18 protein-coding genes are annotated in these 21943 nt (G+C 42.3%); all 18 read right to left on the bottom strand.

The features are described from left to right. Positions 1-123 precede the first annotated feature (123 nt). Positions 124-2358 carry a DNA translocase FtsK gene (locus tag AB5N96_RS00730; RefSeq protein ID WP_239584786.1) on the bottom strand — a complete coding sequence of 745 codons (2235 nt, stop codon included), beginning with the start codon at positions 2356-2358 and terminating at the stop codon, positions 124-126. 116 nt (positions 2359-2474) lie between these two features. Next, positions 2475-4139, bottom strand: coding sequence for a ribonuclease J (locus AB5N96_RS00735; protein WP_499704409.1), 1665 nt, complete (start codon positions 4137-4139; stop codon positions 2475-2477). Positions 4140-4246: 107 nt separating this feature from the next. Next, complete coding sequence (dapA, locus tag AB5N96_RS00740; protein WP_204589069.1) at positions 4247-5155, bottom strand: 4-hydroxy-tetrahydrodipicolinate synthase; 909 nt, start codon at positions 5153-5155, stop codon at positions 4247-4249. Beyond that, positions 5152-6192: an aspartate-semialdehyde dehydrogenase gene (locus tag AB5N96_RS00745; protein WP_499704410.1), complete on the bottom strand. Its 1041-nt coding sequence runs from the start codon at positions 6190-6192 to the stop codon at positions 5152-5154. The genes dapA and AB5N96_RS00745 overlap by 4 nt, the downstream gene beginning before the upstream one ends. 105 nt (positions 6193-6297) lie before the next feature. Beyond that, complete coding sequence (locus tag AB5N96_RS00750; protein ID WP_499704411.1) at positions 6298-6414, bottom strand: YlmC/YmxH family sporulation protein; 117 nt, start codon at positions 6412-6414, stop codon at positions 6298-6300. 52 nt (positions 6415-6466) lie between these two features. Next, complete coding sequence (locus AB5N96_RS00755) at positions 6467-7684, bottom strand: M16 family metallopeptidase (RefSeq protein WP_204589067.1); 1218 nt, start codon at positions 7682-7684, stop codon at positions 6467-6469. A 59-nt stretch (positions 7685-7743) separates the two neighbouring features. Continuing rightward, the gene (pnp, locus tag AB5N96_RS00760) at positions 7744-9858 is read right to left on the bottom strand and encodes a polyribonucleotide nucleotidyltransferase (protein WP_204589066.1); all 2115 of its coding nucleotides are present in this window, start codon (positions 9856-9858) and stop codon (positions 7744-7746) included. Positions 9859-10002: 144 nt separating this feature from the next. Continuing rightward, complete coding sequence (gene rpsO / locus AB5N96_RS00765) at positions 10003-10272, bottom strand: 30S ribosomal protein S15 (protein ID WP_204589065.1); 270 nt, start codon at positions 10270-10272, stop codon at positions 10003-10005. A gap of 115 nt (positions 10273-10387) precedes the next feature. Further along, positions 10388-11338, bottom strand: a complete 951-nt coding sequence (locus tag AB5N96_RS00770; RefSeq protein ID WP_499704412.1) for a bifunctional riboflavin kinase/FAD synthetase — start codon at positions 11336-11338, stop codon at positions 10388-10390. After that, positions 11335-12267, bottom strand: coding sequence for a tRNA pseudouridine(55) synthase TruB (gene truB / locus AB5N96_RS00775; protein ID WP_499704413.1), 933 nt, complete (start codon positions 12265-12267; stop codon positions 11335-11337). Before truB ends, AB5N96_RS00770 begins: the two co-directional genes overlap by 4 nt. 50 nt (positions 12268-12317) lie before the next feature. Then, a complete protein-coding gene (gene rbfA, locus AB5N96_RS00780) occupies positions 12318-12653 on the bottom strand; it encodes a 30S ribosome-binding factor RbfA (RefSeq protein WP_204589062.1) in 336 nt (111 codons plus the stop codon). A 14-nt stretch (positions 12654-12667) separates the two neighbouring features. After that, positions 12668-12946: a DUF503 domain-containing protein gene (locus AB5N96_RS00785; RefSeq protein ID WP_204589061.1), complete on the bottom strand. Its 279-nt coding sequence runs from the start codon at positions 12944-12946 to the stop codon at positions 12668-12670. Further along, complete coding sequence (gene infB / locus AB5N96_RS00790) at positions 12943-15252, bottom strand: translation initiation factor IF-2 (protein WP_499704414.1); 2310 nt, start codon at positions 15250-15252, stop codon at positions 12943-12945. Before infB ends, AB5N96_RS00785 begins: the two co-directional genes overlap by 4 nt. A gap of 4 nt (positions 15253-15256) precedes the next feature. After that, positions 15257-15577, bottom strand: a complete 321-nt coding sequence (locus AB5N96_RS00795; RefSeq protein ID WP_392456284.1) for a YlxQ family RNA-binding protein — start codon at positions 15575-15577, stop codon at positions 15257-15259. Continuing rightward, positions 15574-15852, bottom strand: coding sequence for an RNase P modulator RnpM (gene rnpM, locus AB5N96_RS00800; protein ID WP_204589058.1), 279 nt, complete (start codon positions 15850-15852; stop codon positions 15574-15576). Before rnpM ends, AB5N96_RS00795 begins: the two co-directional genes overlap by 4 nt. Before the next feature lie 20 nt (positions 15853-15872). Further along, positions 15873-16994, bottom strand: a complete 1122-nt coding sequence (gene nusA / locus AB5N96_RS00805) for a transcription termination factor NusA (protein ID WP_204589057.1) — start codon at positions 16992-16994, stop codon at positions 15873-15875. A gap of 30 nt (positions 16995-17024) precedes the next feature. Further along, positions 17025-17498 (bottom strand): ribosome maturation factor RimP, encoded by a 474-nt coding sequence (rimP, locus tag AB5N96_RS00810; protein ID WP_204589056.1) that lies wholly within the window; start codon positions 17496-17498, stop codon positions 17025-17027. 124 nt (positions 17499-17622) lie between these two features. Then, positions 17623-21942: a PolC-type DNA polymerase III gene (locus AB5N96_RS00815; protein ID WP_499704415.1), complete on the bottom strand. Its 4320-nt coding sequence runs from the start codon at positions 21940-21942 to the stop codon at positions 17623-17625. Between the last annotated feature and the right edge of the window lies 1 nt (position 21943).

Below are 21943 nucleotides of genomic sequence, written 5' to 3' on the forward strand. Positions count from 1 at the left end.
GAGATCAGACCTCTGATGTAAAACATTCCTACTAATCAGTCATACTATACCATTTAAAATCTTAAAAATAAATAGTTTTTTCACTTAAACCGCAAAACTTTTAATCTTTTTGTAATCATTTTGTCATACTTCTTCCATATCGTATGTCCCACGATTCATTAATACCTGACGTGGCTTAGACCCTTCGTATGGGCCAACTATCCCAGCTAATTCAAGCTGATCAATAATTCGAGCTGCACGGGAATAGCCTACACGAAAACGTCTTTGAATCATCGATACTGAAGCTGTTTGCATTTCCATTACCAGTTGTGCAGCGTCATCAAATAAATCATCGCGCTCTTCTTTTTGAACTGTTTCTTCCACTTCTGTCGGAATCATTTCTTCTACGTAGTTTGCTTTTTGTTGCTCAATTACAGCATCTACTATGCGTTCAACTTCAGAATCGGAAACAAATGCTCCTTGCACACGCACCGGTTTGGAATTTCCAGATGGGTGGAATAACATGTCCCCTCGTCCCAGTAATTTTTCTGCTCCTCCCATATCTAAAATCGTACGAGAGTCGATTGCAGAAGATACCGAGAACGCAATACGAGATGGAATATTTGCTTTGATAATACCTGTGATAACATCAACACTCGGGCGTTGTGTAGCGATAATTAAATGAATGCCGGAAGCTCGTGCCATTTGTGCAAGACGTGTAATAGAGTCTTCCACATCATTTGAAGCAACCATCATCAAGTCCGCTAACTCATCGACGAACACAACAATATAGGGAAGCTTTGCATGTTGCTCTTCATTCTCATTGTTCCAGTTCTCTACATATAGGTTGTAGCCTTCCATATTTCGTGTGCCCGTATGAGAGAACAAATCGTAGCGCCGCTCCATTTCAGAAACAATTTTTTTCAGTGCTTGTGAAGCTTTTCGCGGATCTGTTACAACAGGTGCAAGCAAATGCGGAATCCCATTGTATACATTTAATTCGACCATTTTTGGGTCAATCATCATCATTTTCACTTCATGCGGTTTTGCACGCATCATCAAACTGACAATAATCCCGTTCATACAAACACTCTTCCCAGAACCAGTAGAACCTGCCACGAGAAGGTGAGGCATTTTATTCAGTTCAGCAACAACTGCTTTTCCAGTGATATCGCGCCCGAGAGCCACAGCAAGTTTTCCAGGGTTGCCTAGTGAACTCTCTTCTAATACTTCACGTAAGCTAACCATCGCCACTTCAGAATTTGGTACTTCGATCCCAATTGCAGATTTTCCAGGAATCGGCGCTTCAATTCGAATATCACGTGCAGCAAGAGCTAGTGCTAGGTCGTCACTTAAACTAACAATGCGACTCACTTTTACTCCCACGTCAGGAAGTACTTCATATTTTGTCACAGCAGGACCAAGGTGCACTTGCGTGACTTTTGCCTTCACTCCAAAACTTAAAAATGTCTGTTCTAATTTCTTTGCGTTGGATTGAATTGCGCCAAGCTCAGAGCTTTGATCCGCATGTGGAGAAGGCGTTAATAATTCAAAACTTGGCAATAAATAATCTTCATTTTCAAGCTCTCCACCTGCAATCGTGATTTCCACATCTTTTACAGGTTCTTCTGGCTGTTTTTCCACGCTCGGTTTTGGTCGTTCATTGAAAGCCGAAATAATGGGTGCTTGTTGAGGAAGTTCTTCTATCTCTTCTTTAGTAGACAATTGCTCGTCATGCACACCAACTTGAATTGACTGCTCTGGAGTTGATTTTGGCTTTGCGTGCTGAGCCCTCTTTTTTGGTTTTTCAGATTGCGCTTGCATCCATCCTTTTACAGAATCAAAGCCTGCTACACTTGCTTGTTTTGAAAACGCAGCAAGCCATGGAATTAACGCTTTTCCAGTAATAATGATAAGTCCAATTGATAGGATAATCCAAGCGACGATCACGGCGCCAGTCGATGCAACTAAAGCACTTGCAGAAGCATACAACACACCACCTAAAAGGCCTCCTCCAAGGTTTGACGTCACTGTGTCAGAAAACAATACTGTCAGAGTTTCTTTCATAACAGAAGAATCTACAGCAAAGCCCATTTCGGTTCGTTGAGTAATCATAAAATGGTGGCTGAGCATCAAAATTCCCGTAAACACTAAAATCGAGCCACTAGTAATGCGATTTGTCCATTTTGGAAAGGTTTGCTTTACCATCATCCAAAGTGCATAGAGAATAAAGAAAAAGGGAAGTGCCATATGCCAGTTTCCAAATAACGCTTCACCCACAAAGTGAATTGCAGATCCAACAGGACCAAATTCGAACAAACCGATGACAGCGAGTCCAATTAATAAAAGACCAATCACTTCATACAACAAAGGATGCATGGGTGTTTTCTTCTTTTTTGTGGTCTTTCGTTTTGTTTGTTTTCGTGCCACTTCGCTCACCTCATTTTCATAAGTAAAAAGGGCCTCCTCCCCGGAAGGTGGAAACCCTGTACAATTTAATATTCCATAATGATCGGAATGATCATCGGGCGTCTCTTCGTTTGCTGGAAAAGATACGAGTGCAATGTATCCCGAATCTCTTGCTTGATATTCGTCCACTCAAACGATTCTTTCTCTGTATACTTTTCAACAACCGTTTTCACTTTTTGTTGCGCTTCGTGCAGTAGTTCTTCAGATTCGCGTACATACACAAATCCACGAGATAATACTTCAGGTCCACTGGCAATCTTACGCTTCTTGCGATCTAACGTCACGACGACAATGAAAATACCATCTTGCGATAATAATTTACGGTCACGAAGCACGATATTTCCAACATCTCCTACTCCTATCCCATCAATCAACACATTCCCTGCTGTAACGCGGCCACTCATGCGCACCTTGCCGTTTTTAAACTCGACAATGTCCCCTTTATCCGCAATAAAGATTTGAGACTTCGACATGCCTGTTTGTTGAGCCAGCTTTGAGTGAGCAATCAGCATACGATATTCACCTTGAACGGGAATGAAATGCTTCGGTTTTAAGAAGTTGATCATCATCTTCAAGTCTTCTTGACTACCGTGACCGGATACGTGGACATTTTTAGCAGATGTCAACACGCGTGCTCCCGCTTTTGCGATGCTATTCATCGTGTGGTACATGCTTACTTCCATACCTGGAGATGGTGTGAACGTAATCAGTACTGTATCATTTTCATTGATTTTAATTTCACGATGTTGTTTGCGCACCATTTTTTCAAGTGCTTCTAATGGTTCACCTTGTGTACCGGATACGATGATAACGAGGTTATCTTCATCAACTGAACTGATTTCTTTTAAAGGAATCAATACATCTTCTCCGACAATCATGTAGCCCAAGTCTATTGCGATCTTCATCGTCGTTTCTAAAGTACGTCCCGCAAATGCCACTTTTTTACCGGTTTCCTTAGCTTTATCTAACACTTGCTGGATACGGATAAAGTTAGACGCGTAAAGAGCTACAATAACGCGCCCTTTTGCAGCATAGAACGTGTCTGATAATTGGTTTGCAATAACGGTCTCAGACGTTGTATACCCTGGACGTTCTGCTTCTGTTGAGTCGGATAGCAACATAAATACACCTTGATCACCAAGCATTGCAAGTTTGGCTAGGTCTGGTGCGTATTTTCCTTGCGCTGACTGATCAAATTTGAATTCACTTGTGTAAACGATTGGACCTTCTGATGTATGGAACACAATCCCAAGTGTGTCTGGAATGCTGTGTGTCACATGGAAAAATGTCACGTGCGTACGACTAAAGTTCATGCGACTTGCGTTTGTTACTTCGAAAAACTTTACCGGTTGCTTTGGTTTTAAATCTTTTAAATGCGTTTTTGCAAGCGCGATTGTAAGTTTCGAACCATAAACAGGCGCTGATATTTTTTGAAGTAAGTATGCAATTGATCCAATCGCATCTTCATGACCATGTGTTAAAAAGATACCCTTTACACGATCTTTATTTTCTTCTAAATAGCTTAAATCAGGAATGACGATGTCGATCCCCAGCATTTCATTTTCCGGGAACATCAGTCCGCTGTCGACAACGAAGATTTCATCGTCAATTTCCACAACGTACATAGCCTTTCCGATTTCTCCAACTCCACCGAGTGGAATCACGCGAATTGATTCATTAACAGTTTTCAATTGATTTCCTCCTAAATAAGTACCCGCACCTTTTCACTAGTCTTCATTATAGCTTACTCGTTGCGTTTTAGAAAGTAGGGGTGAAACGAAAAAAAGACTGAGTTTCCTCAGTCTTGGATCGTGCGTGTTAATTTATTCCGGCCTTCTTCAAATTCTGCCCAAAGTGTATCAAAGTTTGCTTTCTCTTCGGCACTTAATGGAACGAGGGGTAAACGCACGTCCTCTGAAAAACCGTGCAGCTTTCCGAGTGCATATTTGACGACTGTTGGATTCGGAGATGTGAACAGCCCATCAAAAAGTGGTTGTAGAAGTTGATGATATGCTCTAGCAAGCGAGTGATTTCCTTGCTCAAAAGCTTGAATCATTTCTTGCATCTCTTTGCCGACAATATGAGATGCAACAGAGACGATACCACTAGCACCAATCGCATACAACGGCAATGTCAGACCATCATCTCCACTATATACTTTGAAATCTTTTGATGATTTACGGAGTATCTGTGTAATTTGGCCAACGTCTCCACTTGCTTCTTTCATCCAGTGAATGTTTGCATGCTTACTTAATTCAGCTGTAGTGTCAGCGGTCATATTGACAACTGAACGTCCGGGTATATTGTAGAGCATTAATGGCTTTGTCGCAGCATCAGCAATCGCTGTGAAATGGGCAATCATGCTGCGTTGATTTGGTTTATTGTAATAAGGTGCGACGACCATGCAACCATCAACACCGAGTGCTTCGACTTCTTTTGTGAAAGCAATCGTCTGTGCTGTGTTGTTTGAACCCGTTCCAGCGATTACAGGCACACGACCTGCTACTTGATTCACTACTGTTTGAATGACACGTACCTTTTCGTCATGAGACAACACTGGTGATTCGGCCGTAGTCCCATTCACTACAATACTTTCTGTACCTGATTGTAGCAAATGCTCTACAATTTTTTGTAGTTGGTTAACGTCAACTTCACCAGTCGATGTAAACGGTGTGATCAGTGCTGTTGAAACTTTACCTAAATTCACGAGGACACCTCTTTTTGTTCAATCATTTTTTCGGCAATCTGAATGGAATTCAGAGCGGCACCTTTTAACAGATTGTCCGCAACAATCCATAAATGAATTCCGGTCTTTTCAACTGGATCTTTACGAATTCTGCCGACGAATACTGGATCTTCATCTGTTGCGTAGAGTGGCATCGGGTACAGTTGAGCTGTTGGATCATCTTGTAGGACCACACCTTCAGCCGCTGTTAAAACGTCTCGAATCTCCTGTAATGATAGCACTTGTTCTGTTTCTAAATAGACGGATTCAGAGTGTCCTGTGACGACTGGAACACGCACACATGTAGCTGCAATTGAAAGGTCTGGCAAGCTCATGATTTTCTTAGTTTCGTTCATCATTTTCATCTCTTCAAATGTAAAACCATTTTCTTCAAACACATCGATTTGTGGGAGTAGATTCCCTGCAATCGGATAATGCTTTGGTTGACTCTTTACTGGTAACACTTGTGGCGACGGTTCCGAAAGTCCCAAAGCATGACTTTCTTTCGTCAACTCATCGATTGCTGCTGCACCCGAACCAGAAACGGCTTGATATGTCGAAACGATTACCTTTTTCAAACCTGCTTTTTGTCGAAGTGGTTCAAGTACACATACCATTTGAATTGTTGAACAGTTTGGATTCGCAATGATCCCGTTGTGTTCATGTAATGCCTGCGGATTCACTTCCGGCACCACAAGCGGCGTATCCGGGTCCATCCGAAAAGCACTTGTATTATCAATGACAACTGCTCCACGAGCGGCCGCTTCTTTTGCAAGCTTTCTGGAGACGTCTCCACCTGCTGAGAAGAACGCAAAATCCACACCATCAAACGCTTCCGGTTTCGCTTCTTCGATTGTATAGGTATGGCCACCAACTTTAGCAGTTTGGCCTGCTGAACGACTGGATGCCAATAATTTTATATGGGAGTATGGAAAATTCCTCTCAACTAGTTTCTCAGCTATTTTCTGTCCTACTGCTCCTGTTGCCCCTACGATGGCAACCTGGTATTGTTCACTCACTCTAAACTCCCCTTCCTGCATTCATAATGGCGATATTGTACCACAATTCGTATGATAATTCACGGGATTAAATAATTATTACTATTATTTTTAGAAGGCAACCTTTTAGACTAAGTCTCCTCTCACAGGTTCGACTACCAGTTCCGCATGTTCTAGCAGTCCATATTTCTTACCGTCTTGCACACCTACCAATTCTTTACGAATCAACTCCGATAAACACATAAACCCCCCTTATCCAGTACTATATGTTACTGGGAAAGAGGAGTTTCATGAATTATGAAGCATATGGTTTTAAAATAGAACAAGATTTTGGATTTTGGAACAATTGTGCGACACGCAAAATATCCTCTAGTGTGACAGCTTTGTATTTTTCTAAGTAGCTTTCTACTGAATGTTGCTCTCCGTATAAAATCTCGTTACGTGCGAGACGGTTCATCCATGTTGTAGAACTTTCTAAAGACAAAATTAAATTAGATTCAATTTGCGCGAGTGCGTTGTCGAGCTCTTGCGAAGTAAATCCAGTCGTGCAAATGTCTTTCACTATTTCATCGATTGCAGCAAGAAGCTCATTTACTTGATCTGTTGACGTCCCACCATAAATGGCAAAAACTCCTCCATCGATGTAAGAAGTATGATAACAATAGATCGAGTAGGCCAAGCCTTTTTCTTCACGTATCGTTTGAAAAAGTCGTGATGACATCGATCCACCAAGCATTGTCTGAAGCAGTACGATTGCATAAATATCTTCATCTAAAACAGAATGAGAATTCCAAGCAAGTGTCACATGGGCTTGTTCGATTTCTCGTTCATTCACGATTTCAACAGAATAGAACGGGGCTGGCAGCACTTCCTCCTGCTCTTGATTTTCCCACTCTACTGCACCGAATGTTTTCTCGATTTGCTGAATCAAACTGTCATTTACATTTCCAGCGACGGAGACGATGATTCGAGAAGGATGGTACATTTTGTTGTAAAATGCACAGACTTGTTCTCGTGAAAAAGAAGCGACAGTTTCACTCGTTCCAAGTATTGGACGTGCGAGAGGATGATTTTTATAAATTCCTTCCCACAAATATTCATGGACGATATCATCGGGTGTATCTTCTACCATATGAATCTCTTCAATAATCACTTGTTTCTCTCGTTCCATTTCTTCTGGGTCAAATACAGAGTTCCACAGCATATCACCAAGGAGTTCAATTGCCCGTTCCGCATAACGATCAACAACACGTGTATAATAACAAGTTTGCTCTTTCGATGTATACGCGTTACTATTGCCGCCAATTGTATCAAATGCAATCGCAAGATCTTTTGCTGACCGTGTCTTTGTACCTTTAAATAGCATATGTTCTATAAAATGAGCCATTCCGGACTCTTCAGGTTGCTCATGGCGTGACCCAACCTCGACCCATATCCCGATTGAAACGGAACGTGTGTGTTCCATTGGATGTGTCAATACACGGACACCATTCGGTAATGTTAATTTCGTCATGCTAATTCGACCTTTCAAAAAGACTAGAAAAGCCGCATGCCAATGCATGCAGCTTTCTCTTATTGTTGTTGTTCAGCGCGTTCTTTTTCTTCTTTCAACACGATTTTACGTGAAAGATTGACGCGTCCTTGGTTGTCGATTTCGATGACTTTGACTAGGAGCTCATCGCCCATTTTCAAGACATCTTCCACCGCTTTTGTTCGCTCTTCTTGAATTTCAGAGATGTGAAGAAGTCCATCTTTTCCTGGGAAAAGTTCAAGGAAGGCACCGAATTTTTCAATGCGTTTCACTTTCCCTAGATAGTATTCTCCGACAACTGCTACACGTACGATATTTTCAATCATAGCACGTGCTTTCGCAATCATCTCTTCATCTGAAGAAGCGATATAGATTGTACCATCTTGTTCAGTATCAATCTTAACACCTGTTTCATCAATGATCTTGTTAATCACTTTACCACCCGGTCCGATAACGTCACGGATTTTATCCGGATTGATTTTCAGTACATCAATTTTCGGTGCATATTGTGATAACTTCTCACGAGAAGCAGGAAGTGTTGCAAGCATTGACTCTAAAATTTGTAGACGGCCCGTTTTTGCTTGTGCTAGAGCTTCTTCTAGAATTTGACGAGATAACCCATCAATTTTGATATCCATTTGAAGAGCCGTGACACCTGCTGCAGTTCCAGCTACTTTAAAGTCCATGTCTCCAAGGTGATCTTCCATCCCTTGAATATCTGTTAACACTGTATAGTGCTCACCTTTTTTTATAAGACCCATTGCAATACCCGCAACAGGCGCTTTAAGAGGCACTCCAGCATCCATCATCGCAAGAGTGGATGCACAGATACTTGCCTGAGATGTAGAGCCATTCGATTCTAATACTTCTGAAACAAGTCGCATTGTGTATGGGAATGTCTCTTCATCTGGAATCACTGCTTCTAAAGCACGTTCACCTAATGCACCGTGTCCAATTTCGCGGCGACCTGGTGCACGAATCGGACCAGTTTCTCCAACACTGAAGAGTGGGAAATTGTAATGATGCATAAAGCGTTTTGATTCTTCAATACCGAGTCCGTCGATGATTTGAACATCGCCTAGTGGACCTAATGTACAAATGCTGAGTGCTTGTGTTTGGCCACGAGTAAATAGTCCCGAACCATGAGTACGTGGCAGAACGCTCACTTCAGAAGAGAGTGGACGAATTTCGTCTTGCTTCCGACCATCTGGACGTACTTTTTCTTCTGTGATCAAACGTCGAACTTCTTCTTTCACAAGCATATCAACAGTTTGACGCACTTGCTTTACTGTATCGGCGTCTGCTTCTTCAGCCTCGAATGTTTCAATTACGCGCGTACGTACTTCATTGATTGCTTCATCACGTGCAGCTTTTTCTGCTACTTGTACAGCTGTGTTTACTTCAACTTCAGCCATTTCACGCACTTTTGCCACGATTGATTCATCAAGTTGATAAAGTGTTACTTCAGTCTTTGCCTTACCGACTTCTGCAACAATCTTTTCTTGGAATGCAATCAACTTTTTAATTTCTTCGTGGCCGAACATGATGGCTTCTAACATGATTTCTTCAGAAACTTCTTTCGCGCCCGCTTCTACCATGTTAATCGCATCTTTTGTTCCAGCGACAACTAAATCCATTAATGAGTTTTCCATTTGCTCTGTTGTAGGGTTGATCAGAAATTCTCCGTCAACATATCCAACTTGCACACCCGCAATTGGTCCTTCAAATGGAATATCTGAAACCGATAGTGCTAGAGAAGATCCAACCATTGCTGCCATTTCTGAAGAACAGTTTTGATCAACCGACATGACGATTGAAATCACTTGTACTTCGTTACGGAAACCATCGGCAAATAGTGGGCGAATTGGACGGTCAATTAAGCGGCTCGTTAAAATTGCACGTTCTGATGGACGGCCTTCACGCTTGATAAAGCCCCCTGGAATTTTACCGACGGCATATAATTTTTCTTCATAGTTTACAGTAAGTGGGAAGAAATCTAAGTTCTTCGGCTGTTTTGAAGCAGTGGCTGTAGACAATACAGTTGTATCTCCATAGCGTACTAAAACGGCTCCATTTGCTTGCTTGGCAAGCTGTCCGACCTCAATCGTCAGCGGGCGACCTGCCCATTCATACGTATACGTTTTCTTTTCGGTCATGTGCGTACTCCTCTCAACATCCAAATCCTTGTTATGTATCCTCTTGTAGTGTATCAGACTACTCTATATGATGAAAACAACTTTCTATTAGCAGAAAGACTCAACCTGTATCACAAGTTGAGTCTACTAAATTGAATATTCGAATTAGCGGCGTAAGCCTAATTTTGCAATCAATTCACGGTAACGTTGAACTTCTGTTTCACGTAGGTACTTCAATAGGTTACGACGACGTCCAACCATTTTGAATAGACCGCGGCGTGAGTGGTGATCTTTTTTGTGTGTACGTAAGTGCTCGTTTAAAGAGTTGATCTCTTCAGTAAGCATAGCGATTTGGATTTCTGGTGAACCCGTGTCACTTTCGTGTGTACGATACTCATTGATCAGTTCATTTTTACGTTCTTTTGTAATTGCCATGTTGGTTTCCTCCTAGAAAATAAAATATCCCCTGTACCTGAGCAATCGTTGGAGAATCGAAAAGCCAAGATAAGGTTAAGTACAAGACGTACTGAATCAGTATAGCAGACTGCAGTTAGGGTTGCAAGCCTTCAGCGGCCAATAATCGAATCGCTTGGTCTTTGTCTTTTTCAATCTGAACTTTTAATGCATCAAGTGATGGAAACTTTTGTTCCTTGCGAATCGGATAGTACCAATGAATGCGCACTTCTTCACCGTATATATCGCGATCGAAATCGAACAAATGAACTTCAATTGACAATTTCTTCTCGGATTGGACTGTTGGTTTATAGCCAACGTTACATACTCCATCAATCCATTGGTCTTGTACTTTCATACGGACGGCGTAAACACCAGTTGCTGGTATGAATTGTCCTTCGTCTGGTTCTACATTCGCTGTGGGGAACTGAATAGTGCGGCCGCGCTTATCTCCGTGTACGACTACCCCATCAAGCTGGAATGGTCGTCCTAGAAGTTCACATACTTGTTGCATATTGCCCTCTTTTAATTCCCCGCGGATACGTGTAGAGCTGACCTTTTCACCATCTTGCGAAAATTTGTCAATCGTCGTGACGTTCAACTGTTCTGATTCGTACGTCTTCATAAGCTCCATAGAACCTTTTCCAAACGCTCCAAACGAAAAGTCAAACCCGCCAATGACATGACGCACATTTAAGCCCAAAATAAATTGCTCGATAAATGTCTCTGGTGATAACCGTGCAAAGTCCGATGTGAAACGAACAACAAAAACAGTGTCTACACCTTGCTCTTCAAGTAATTCAAGTTTTTGTTTAAGTGGTGTTATATAGAAGATATCTTCTTTTTTCCCCCCAAGTACGACTGAAGGGTGCGGATCAAATGTCATGACGGCACTACGCAGCGCATTCGTTTTTGCACTTTTTACCGCTTGGTTGATCAATTGTTGGTGCCCTTTATGTAATCCATCAAAAAAGCCTAGTGCAAGTGCATATCCTACTTTATCAGGAGCAGGCATTTTTGAGGGATAAGTGATGTACTGGGTAATCATTGGATTTCCATCTCCGGACGTGTAAACATTTTTTCAGGTTTCATGTAACCTGGCTTTTCTGGATGCGCTCGATAAACCGCATGCGCTACTCCATTTTTTCCAATTACAATCTTATCATGAATTTGTAAGTCCGTGTGAGCAGGAACAACTTGCCCATTTGAAAAAGCTTTTTCAAGATCTACCGGGATTTCATGATACGGCCACTCTTTTAACGAACGTTCAATGGGTTGTAACACAGATTGGATTTGATCATTTTCAAACAGTTCAGCGAGCTCAGCTAGTGTAACGGCTTCAGAGGATTCAAAACCGCCAGCATTTGTACGAACGAGCTTTTTCATATGCGCTGGAACACCGAGAAGCTCTCCTATTTGAACAGCAAGTGTTCGAATGTATGTCCCTTTGCTACATGCAACATCTACGACAAAAGTAAGTTCATCGCCACTCCACTGCTTAGGTTCTTCAATAAGTTCAAGGGTATGAATCGTCACTTCACGACTCGGACGATCGATCACTTTTCCTTCTCGCGCGTATTCATAGAGGCGACGACCATTCACTTTCACTGCTGAATACATGGGTGGAGTTTGGGTGATTGTGCCCGTAAGTTCTGCTAATGCAGAAAGCAGCTCCTCTTTTGTGATTGCTACAGGACCTTGTGCTCGCGCAACCACTTCACCAGAGGCATCTTCAGTAGTCGTAGAAGCTCCGAGTGACACTGTTGCTCTGTATGCTTTCCCTTGTGCCATCACATACTCCGCCACTTTAGTGGCTTGTCCTACACAAATAGGAAGTACACCTTCTACGTCCGGATCTAAAGTGCCAGTATGACCGATTCGTTTCATCTTTAAAATCTTACGTAATTTAAATACACAATCATGCGAAGTCATGCCCGATTCTTTCCATAGCGGCAAAATTCCTTCTAATTCATGCATACTACCCCTCCTTACAAAAAAGCCCGCCTCTAGTGGAGGCAGGCTTCAGATTAATCTTGCTGATTTAGTTTTCGCAAAAGGTTATCTATATGATTTCCGTAAGCGATTGATTCGTCAATCTGGAAAGCAAGCTCAGGTGTTTTGCGAAGACGGATACGTTTTCCTACTTCAGAGCGAACGATTCCTTTTGCCTTATCAAGACCTTTCAGTGCTTCCTGCTCGTTTTCTAACACAGTGACATAAACAGTGGCCTGTTGAAGGTCACCAGTTACTTCTACGTCAGTGACCGTCACAAATTCTACGCGTGGGTCTTTCACTTTACGCTTTAGGATATCTGCGATTTCCTTTTTCATTTGTTCCGCAACACGGTTTGATCTCATCGACATTTTCTTCACCTCAATTACAGCTCTAAAATTTGGTAATGAAGACATTCCCATTCAGAGTTTGATTCTAAAAACTCGAGCACTCGGTGGAGCTCGCGCTCAGAGTGACGACGGTCAGAAGAGACCGTCACAACTCCGACTTTGGTGCGTTGCCAGAGGTCTTGGAAGTCCAATTCACTGACAGCGACATTGTATTTTTGACTCGTGCGTTTCAACATTCGCTGAAGTACTGCCCGCTTTTCTTTTAGGGTGTGCACATTTGGCAGAATAAATTCACACTCGAGATAGAGGATCATTTACGTACGATTTCTTGCATGATGTAGGCTTCGATAATATCGTTTTCTTTTACATCATTAAATCCTTTGATTGTGATACCACACTCGTAGCCACGTGCTACTTCTTTCGCATCATCCTTAAAGCGTTTCAATGTATCTAGTTCGCCCTCGAAGATTACGATGCCGTCTCGAATCACACGGACGCCAGAGTCACGAGTGATTTTTCCTTCTGTGACATAAGAACCTGCAATGGTACCAACTTTAGAAACTTTGAATGTCTCACGAACTTCTGCTTGACCAATGATTTTTTCTTCGAATTCAGGGTCAAGTAGCCCTTTCATTGCGAATTCAATCTCTTCAATTACTTTGTAAATAATACGGTGCAAGCGAATATCTACGCCTTCTTCTTCCGCAGCACGTTTTGCGTTTGTATCTGGACGTACATTGAATCCGATAACAATTGCATTAGAAGCTGCAGCAAGTGAAATGTCAGATTCCGTGATTGCGCCAGCGCCAGTATGGATGATACGGACGTTTACGCCTTCGACTTCAATCTTCATGAGAGCAGCTGCCATTGCTTCCACTGTACCTTGTACGTCAGCTTTTACAATCAAGTTTAGCTCTTTCATTTCGCCTTGTTTCATTTGATCAAATAAGTTATCAAGTGTTACACGCGTTTTCTCTGAACGCTGTTCTTGAATCGCTGTAGATGCACGTGATTCACCAACTTGACGAGCAGTTTTTTCGTCTTCGAATACAACGAAACGATCTCCTGCAAGTGGCACTTCATTCAATCCTGTAATTTCTACAGGAGTAGAAGGACCCGCCTCTTTTAATCGACGACCTGTCTCATTGACCATTGCACGAACACGTCCATATGCATGACCTACTACGATTGGATCTCCAACACGTAATGTCCCGTCTTGAACAAGTAGAGTAGCTACTGAACCGCGACCTTTATCAAGTTGCGCTTCAATAACAGTACCGATTGCTTTGCGCTTAGCATTCGCTTTTAACTCAGCCACTTCAGATACAAGAAGTACCATTTCAAGTAATGTATCTATTCCATCACCTTTTAAAGCTGAAATTGGTACAAAGATTGTATCTCCGCCCCAATCTTCAGGAACTAAACCATGTTCCGTTAACTCTTGCATAACGCGATCTGGATTTGAAGATGGTTTATCCATTTTGTTTACTGCTACAATAATTGGAACTTCTGCAGCTTTCGCGTGGTTGATTGCCTCAACCGTTTGTGGCATAACGCCATCATCTGCTGCTACAACTAAAATTGTTAGATCCGTAACTTTTGCTCCACGTGCACGCATTGTAGTAAACGCTGCGTGACCAGGAGTATCTAAGAATGTAATTTTTTTGCCGTTTTCATCCGTTACTTGGTAAGCACCGATATGTTGTGTAATACCGCCTGCCTCTCCAGAAGTAACTTTTGAATTACGAATCGAGTCAAGAAGTGTAGTTTTCCCGTGGTCAACGTGACCCATGATTGTTACAACTGGCGGACGCTCTTTTAAATCCGCTTCGCTCTCTTCTTCGTTCTCGAAGTGTACTTCAAGGTCTGTAATATCGACTTTGATTTCTTCTTCTACTTCTACACCATAGTCCGCACAGATTAATTCGATTGTATCTTTATCAAGCTGTTGGTTGATGTTAGCCATAATGCCGAGCATAAATAACTTTTTGATCAGTTCAGCTGGCTCGCGACCTAATTTTTTTGAAAGTTCTTGTACAGAGAGCGACTCTGTGAACGTAATTTTTGCTGGTAGTTCACGCTCTTTACGTGGAACTGGTGGTTGAACTGGTGTTGAATTCTTTTTGCGTCGGTGTGGTCGATTGCCACCTGGACGCCCTTGGAATCCACCACGATTTCCGCCTGGACGGCCACCGCCACCTGAGTTCGGGCGATTCTGGCCTTGTGGACCGCGGTTAGGTGCAGTACCTTGGCCTTGTGGACGGCTTGGTGTTTGTCCTTGGCCTTGCGGACGTTGTTGTCCTTGACCTTGTGGACGCTGTTGTCCTTGACCTTGTGGACGCTGTTGTCCTTGACCTTGTGGACGCTGTTGTCCTTGGCCTTGTGGACGTTGTTGTCCTTGGCCTTGTGGACGTTGTTGTCCTTGGCCTTGTGGACGTTGTTGTCCTTGGCCTTGTGGACGGCTTGGTGTGAATTTAGAATCTAATTGTTTTACTGTATCGGATTCGATCGTTGACATATGATTCGTAACTTTCACATTTAATTTTTCAAGCTCTGTAATGACATCTTTGCTTGATTTATTTACTTTTTTGGCGTATTCATGAACTCTGATTTTCGTCATTCGCTCACCCCCGGTTATATTCGTTGATTAGTGATGCCAATTTTTTCGCAAAACCATTATCCATAATTGCTAAAACAACTCGGGCTTCTTTCCCGGTTGCATGTCCCAAATCATATCGATTTCCGAAGACACCTAAATCAACGTTGTATGATGCACACTTATCAGTCACTTTTTTTGCTGTATTAGCTGATGCATCCGTCGCTAATATGACCAGCTTGGCTTGTTGCCTTCTTACTTCTCGAATCACTAGCTCTTCACCTGTGACAAGTTTGCGAGCTCTAGTTGCGAGACCTATAAGGTTTGTAATTTGCTCTTCACGTGTCATTTTAACTTTTCACGCTCAATCAATACGATCAATTCATCATAGATAGAAGGTGGAATCGCGACTTCTAATTGATTGCCTAATGAATTTTTCTTTTTCGCCGCTTCAACCGCATCTAACGATTTCGAAAGATAAGCGCCGCGACCTGATTTCTTACCAGTCGGGTCTACAGAAACGTCTCCTTCTTTTGACCGCACAACACGAATCATTTCTTTCTTCGGAAACATTTCATTGGTTGCCACACATTTGCGCATGGGGATCTTTTTTTGGATTGCCATATGCAGACACCTTCTTTAACTTAGTCTTTATAAAAATCGAACTCTTCGTCTTGGACAAAGTCTTCGAGATCTTCTTGTTCTTCATACGCACGTGGGTAAATACCTAGTTCTCGTGCATCTGTTTCGCTCTTAATATCAATTTTCCAGCCAGTTAATTTTGCTGCAAGACGCGCATTTTGTCCGCGCTTTCCAATAGCTAGCGATAATTGGAAATCTGGAACAACTACTGTTGTAGATTTATCGTCGTCGTTTACTTGTACATCTAAGACTTGTGATGGGCTTAATGCATTTGCTACAAATTGTACTGGATCTTCAGACCACTCTACGATATCGATTTTTTCGCCACCGAGTTCGTTTACAATCGTTTGTACGCGAGCACCTTTTGCTCCAACACAAGAACCAACTGGATCTACATCTTCGTTATGTGCAACTACTGAGATCTTAGAACGGTCTCCCGCCTCACGTGCAATCGATTTAATTTCAACAATTCCATCGTAAATTTCTGGCACTTCCATCTCAAACAGACGGCGAAGTAATCCAGGATGTGTTCGAGAAACAAATACTTGAGGTCCGCGTGTAGTACGCTCAACTTTTGTGATAAACACTTTGATTCGGTCATGCGGACGGTATGTTTCTGAAGGAATCTGTTCATTCGCTGGAAGAACAGCCTCTACTTTACCTAGTCCTACGTAAATGTTTCGTGCGTCTAGGCGCTCTACAATTCCGTTGACGATATCTTCTTCACGATCCACATATTCTTCGTAGATCAATCCGCGCTCAGCTTCACGAACACGTTGTGTTACAACTTGCTTTGCTGTTTGCGCTGCAATACGACCAAAGTTACGAGGTGTCACTTCTTCTTCAATAACATCTCCAACTTGATAATGTGGATTGATTTGATGTGCATCTTCAAGAGAAACTTGTAAACGCTCATCTTCTACTTCTTCCACTACATCTTTACGGGAATAAACAATCATAGATCCAGAGTCAAGATTGATATCCACTCGCACGTTTTGCGCTTGATTAAAATTACGTTTGTATGCAGTAACAAGTGCTGCCTCAATCGCCTCAATCAATACATCACGCTTAATTCCTTTTTGTTGTTCAAGAGCCGTCAAGGCATCTAATAGTTCGCTACTCACAGCTATCACTCCTTATTTTACCTAGTATGCTTAAAAATCAATCGCTAGACGCGCTAGTGCAACCTTATCGCGAGGAATCGTAACAGTGCGGACACGTGTTTTATCACGATACTCGATTACTGCTCCCTCTTCCTTAGAATAACTTTTTAACGTACCTTCAAATTCTTTGCGGTTGTCAATCGGCTCATAGGTTTTGAAGAAAACATATTCTCCAACTGCTTGCACGTAGTCCTCTTCTTTTTTTAGAGGGCGTTCAGCGCCTGGTGATGACACTTCAAGAAAATAGTTTTCTTTTATTGGGTCTTTTTCGTCGAGTAGTTCGCTCACTCGCTCACTTACACGTGCACATTGTTCAATGTCAATTCCACCACCTGGAACATCGACATAAATGCGCAAAAACCAGTCACGGCCTTCTTTTACATACTCAACATCTACTAATTCAAGATTCATTTCGGCAACGATCGGAGCAATCATTCCCTCAATTTTTGTGGCTATCTCTTGCATAAAATCCTCCTTACTTTTGTCTTTAAACAACAGAAAAGAGCGGGAAATCCCACTCTTTGCGCAAAAGTTATCTACCATTCGTATGCCAATCATACCATATATGAGAGGCATACGCAAATTGTAGCTAAAATAAAGACAATTGATTCGCATCCGGCATTCCTTCTAAACATCCGAGGGAATCTAAATAGTCAATAATCGTTCGAGACACCTTGCCTCGTTGTTGTAAATCTTCTTTTGATAAGAATTCACCTGTTTCACGAGCACGGACGATTTGAAGTGCAACATTCGTACCAAGTCCAGGTACAGCATTAAATGGCGGGATCAGTGTAGTGCCTTCTATGACAAACTCTGTAGCCTTTGACTTATAAAGGTCCACTTTTTGCATACGAATGCCTCGCTCAGACATTTCAAGTGCAATTTCTAGTACGGTTAGCAAACTCTTCTCTTTCGGGCTAGCTTCCAATCCTTTTGCATTAATTTCTTGAATGCGTGCGCGAATCGTTTGCGAGCCATTGACCATTGCCTGCAAATCAAAATCTGATGCACGTACTGTAAAGTAAGCTGCATAATAGAGGATTGGGAAATGCACTTTAAAGAAAGCAATCCGAACAGCCATCAACACATACGCTGAGGCGTGGGCTTTCGGGAACATGTATTTGATTTTTTTACATGAGTCGATATACCATCCCGGAACATTGTTTTTCTTCATTTCGCCTTCAAACTCTGGTGTTAACCCTTTCCCTTTTCGCACGGACTCCATAATTTTAAATGCGAGTGACGGCTCTAATCCTTGATAGATAAGGTAGACCATGATGTCATCTCGACACCCAATTACATCACTTAACTGACATGTACCCGCTTGAATCAGTTCTTGCGCATTGCCAAGCCAAACGTCTGTCCCGTGAGATAAGCCTGAAATCTGGACAAGTTCTGAAAATGTCGATGGCTTAGTCTCTTCTAACATTTGACGAACAAAGCGCGTACCAAATTCCGGAATTCCAAGCGTTCCGGTTTTGCAGTCAATTTGTTCTTGCGTGACACCCAATGATTCTGTCCCACTAAAAATCTTCATAACTTCCGGATCATCCGTTGGAATGGTTTTTGGATCAATCCCCGAAAGGTCTTGCAGCATACGAATTACGGTCGGATCATCGTGACCGAGTATATCAAGTTTTAACAAGTTGTCATGAATCGAATGGAAATCAAAATGTGTCGTTTTCCAACTCGAGTCCTGTGCATCTGCCGGGAACTGAATTGGTGAAAAATCGTAGATGTCCATGTAATCAGGGACTACGATAATTCCACCCGGGTGTTGTCCAGTCGATCGTTTGACGCCGGTACACCCTTTTACAAGCCGGTCCACTTCCGCTCCGCGCATAATCAAATTATGATCGGATGCATAGCCTTTGACATAGCCATATGCAGTCTTCTCAGCAACCGTACCAATCGTCCCTGCACGGAACACATTGTCTTCACCGAACAGTTCTTTCGTATAATTGTGTGCTGTTGGTTGATATTCTCCACTGAAGTTCAAATCGATATCAGGGACTTTGTCACCTTTAAATCCAAGGAACGTCTCAAACGGAATATCTTGACCGTCTTTTCGATACAACACTTGGCAGTCTGGACATTCTTTATCCGGAAGATCATATCCCGAACCGACTGATCCGTCTTGGAAGAACTCCGATTTTTTACATTCTGGGCAGACATAGTGCGGTGGCAGTGGATTCACTTCTGTGATATCCGTCAAAGTCGCGACTAGCGACGAACCAACAGACCCACGTGACCCTACGAGATAGCCATCGTCGAGAGACTTCTTCACAAGTTTGTGTGAAATTAAATAAATAACACCAAAACCGTGACCAATAATTGACGTCAATTCTTTTTCAATACGAGCCGACACGATTTCAGGTAATTCATCTCCATATAGCTCTTTCGCCCGCGTATAGGTCAATTCTTTAATCTCATCATCTGACCCTTCAATCTTCGGTGCAAACAAATCATCTTTGATTGGTTTGACTTCTCCGATACGTTCGGCAATTGCTTGAGAGTTTTCTACTACGATTTGGTGCGCTGTTTCTGCACCTAAAAAATCAAATGCTTGTAACATCTCATCTGTTGTTCGGAAATGCACTTTCGGGAGCTCATGGCGGTTCAATGGGTTTGCTCCCCCCATACCACTCACTAAAATCTTTCTATAAATTGCATCATTTTCCGTTAAATAGTGAACATTCCCCGTGGCAACAACCGGTTTATTGACACGTTTCCCTAACTTGATCATTTTGCGGATGATGTCTTCTAAGTTCCATTCATCACGCACGAGTTCTAGTTCAATCAAATGCTGATATACTTCTTTCGGATGCACTTCTAAGTAATCATAAAACTTTGCTATTTGCTCCACTTGCTCGAGCGGTTTTTGCATCAATCCCTCAAACACTTCTCCTTTGTCACAGCCTGACCCGATCAGTAAACCTTTTCGGTATTTTTGTAAAGTAGAACGAGTAATGCGGGGGACACGATAGAATGTCTGAACGTGCGAAATCGATACTAGATGAAAGAGATTCTTTAATCCTTCGTCGTTTATGGCAAGAATTGTACAATGTGACGGCCGCCCTCGCTTATACGCGTCGCCTTCTCCTACGTAATCATTCAATTGATTGTGATTGGTGATTCCTTGTTGTTCAGCCTCTTTTAATAAATGAAGAAGTAAATAACCCGTAGCCTCACAGTCATAAATTGCGCGGTGAGCTTGTGTAAGTTCGATATTAAATTTCTTCGCTAAAGAACCAAGTCGATGATTTTTCATTTCTGGATGCAAAAAACGGGCAAGTTCTAATGTATCTATTACTGGATGGTCAAACGTCTCAACGCCACTTTGACGGTACGCCTCATATAAAAAGCCCATATCAAATGAAGCATTGTGAGCGACCACAATTCCAGAACCGATAAATTCATGGAATTCTTTTGTCACTTGAGCAAGTTCCGGTGCATCTTTCACCATATCATCCGTGATACCTGTCAACTCAATCGTCGTTGCGGAAAGTGTTTGATGCGGATTTACAAAGCGTTCAAACTTATCCACTATATTTCCATCTCGAATTTTCACTGCAGCAAGCTCGATGATTTTATCGTAAGTCGCAGAAAGACCTGTCGTCTCCACGTCAAATACGATGAACTCTGCATGCTCAAGTGACTGGTCGATTGCGTCATAGGCAATCGGCACACCGTCATGAACAAGATTCGCCTCTAAGCCAAATATAACTTTAATACCATTCGCTTTCCCAGCTGCATAGGCATCAGGAAACGCTTGGACATTCCCGTGATCTGTGATTGCAATTGCAGGATGCCCCCATTTGGCAGCTTGTTTGATAAGTTCCCCTACAGGCGTTACCGCATCCATCGCACTCATAGGTGAATGCATGTGGAGCTCTACGCGTTTTTTACCTTCAGGTGCTTTGTCTTGCTTCACTTCTGGGCGAATTTCCATCATGTCTTGAGACATCATAATCAAATCACGCACAAACGTATCGTTTTGAATCGATCCACGCGTTCGGATCCACATACCTTTTTTCAGTCGCTCCATCATCTGCACATCTTCCTTGTCTCGTGAGAACATTTTGACAAGAATGGAGTCTGTATAATCCGTAATTTTTGCTGTAAGTAGTGAACGACCACTACGAAGCTCTTTAATTTCAACATCAAATACAAAGCCTTCAACTGTAATACGACGTTCTTCATCTTGGATGCGTCGAATTTCTACGATAGGTTCATCCTGTTTAATTTGGACTCCTAATTGGAACGGTCCTTCAGGTACACTTGATTCACCCGAAGACTGCTCGCGGTTCATCTGGTCTTCAAGTGCTTTGCGGCTAAGCGCTTCTTCTTCTGCACGCTTTTGCTCATGGAATTGACGTTGCATCTCTGCAAGTTTTTCTGGATTCTCATCTAAAATACAATCAAAACGCACATTTTCAATGCCAAGCTTTTTATAGGCAGCTGCAAGATTAGGGAAATATTTGGTCTGCAACGTGCGAAGTTCCAGTTCTTGTGCGCATTTCACTTTGACTAGCTGGCCCTCTACTTGAGGCACTTGAGATGCAAGCAATTCTTTTAAAGGTGGACTCATCTCATAGAATGATTCTACAACATCTAACCAATAAGCCGGAATGACTTCTGCTAGTTGATAGTCACCTGTCAAAGCTATTTCAAGTTCGACAATGGCAATTCCTTTAAAGCGTTCGACTAATCGATTTTTGAATTCATGAAAAATAGGTCCTGGCAATGCTTTTTCACCCGTCAGCCGAAAACACCATACGCGCTCTTTTTTATGTACAGTCAGTTTCTCAAGCTCATAACTATCGAAAGCATCTAAATATGCTTCCTCTTCTAATTCTAATTGTTGCAAAAGTAGCAACATCTTCATTTTATTCGTTTGCACGAACATC

It is taken from the genome of Chryseomicrobium imtechense (assembly GCF_041475995.1).
GTDB classification, from domain to species: domain Bacteria; phylum Bacillota; class Bacilli; order Bacillales_A; family Planococcaceae; genus Chryseomicrobium; species Chryseomicrobium aureum.

Coding starts and splice junctions, on each gene's coding strand:
- AB5N96_RS00770 (WP_499704412.1), bottom strand. CDS start 11,338: ATGATTACCCAGTACATCACTTATCCCTCAAAAATGCCTGCTCCTGAT.
- rpsO (WP_204589065.1), bottom strand. CDS start 10,272: ATGGCAATTACAAAAGAACGTAAAAATGAACTGATCAATGAGTATCGT.
- rbfA (WP_204589062.1), bottom strand. CDS start 12,653: ATGTCGATGAGATCAAACCGTGTTGCGGAACAAATGAAAAAGGAAATC.
- rnpM (WP_204589058.1), bottom strand. CDS start 15,852: ATGGCAATCCAAAAAAAGATCCCCATGCGCAAATGTGTGGCAACCAAT.
- truB (WP_499704413.1), bottom strand. CDS start 12,267: ATGCATGAATTAGAAGGAATTTTGCCGCTATGGAAAGAATCGGGCATG.
- AB5N96_RS00785 (WP_204589061.1), bottom strand. CDS start 12,946: ATGATCCTCTATCTCGAGTGTGAATTTATTCTGCCAAATGTGCACACC.
- AB5N96_RS00795 (WP_392456284.1), bottom strand. CDS start 15,577: ATGACACGTGAAGAGCAAATTACAAACCTTATAGGTCTCGCAACTAGA.
- pnp (WP_204589066.1), bottom strand. CDS start 9,858: ATGACCGAAAAGAAAACGTATACGTATGAATGGGCAGGTCGCCCGCTG.
- AB5N96_RS00815 (WP_499704415.1), bottom strand. CDS start 21,942: ATGTTCGTGCAAACGAATAAAATGAAGATGTTGCTACTTTTGCAACAA.
- rimP (WP_204589056.1), bottom strand. CDS start 17,498: ATGCAAGAGATAGCCACAAAAATTGAGGGAATGATTGCTCCGATCGTT.
- AB5N96_RS00730 (WP_239584786.1), bottom strand. CDS start 2,358: ATGCATCCTTTGTTGTATGAAGTGATTGGTCTTTTATTAATTGGACTC.
- AB5N96_RS00750 (WP_499704411.1), bottom strand. CDS start 6,414: ATGTGTTTATCGGAGTTGATTCGTAAAGAATTGGTAGGTGTGCAAGAC.
- infB (WP_499704414.1), bottom strand. CDS start 15,252: ATGACGAAAATCAGAGTTCATGAATACGCCAAAAAAGTAAATAAATCA.
- AB5N96_RS00755 (WP_204589067.1), bottom strand. CDS start 7,684: ATGACGAAATTAACATTACCGAATGGTGTCCGTGTATTGACACATCCA.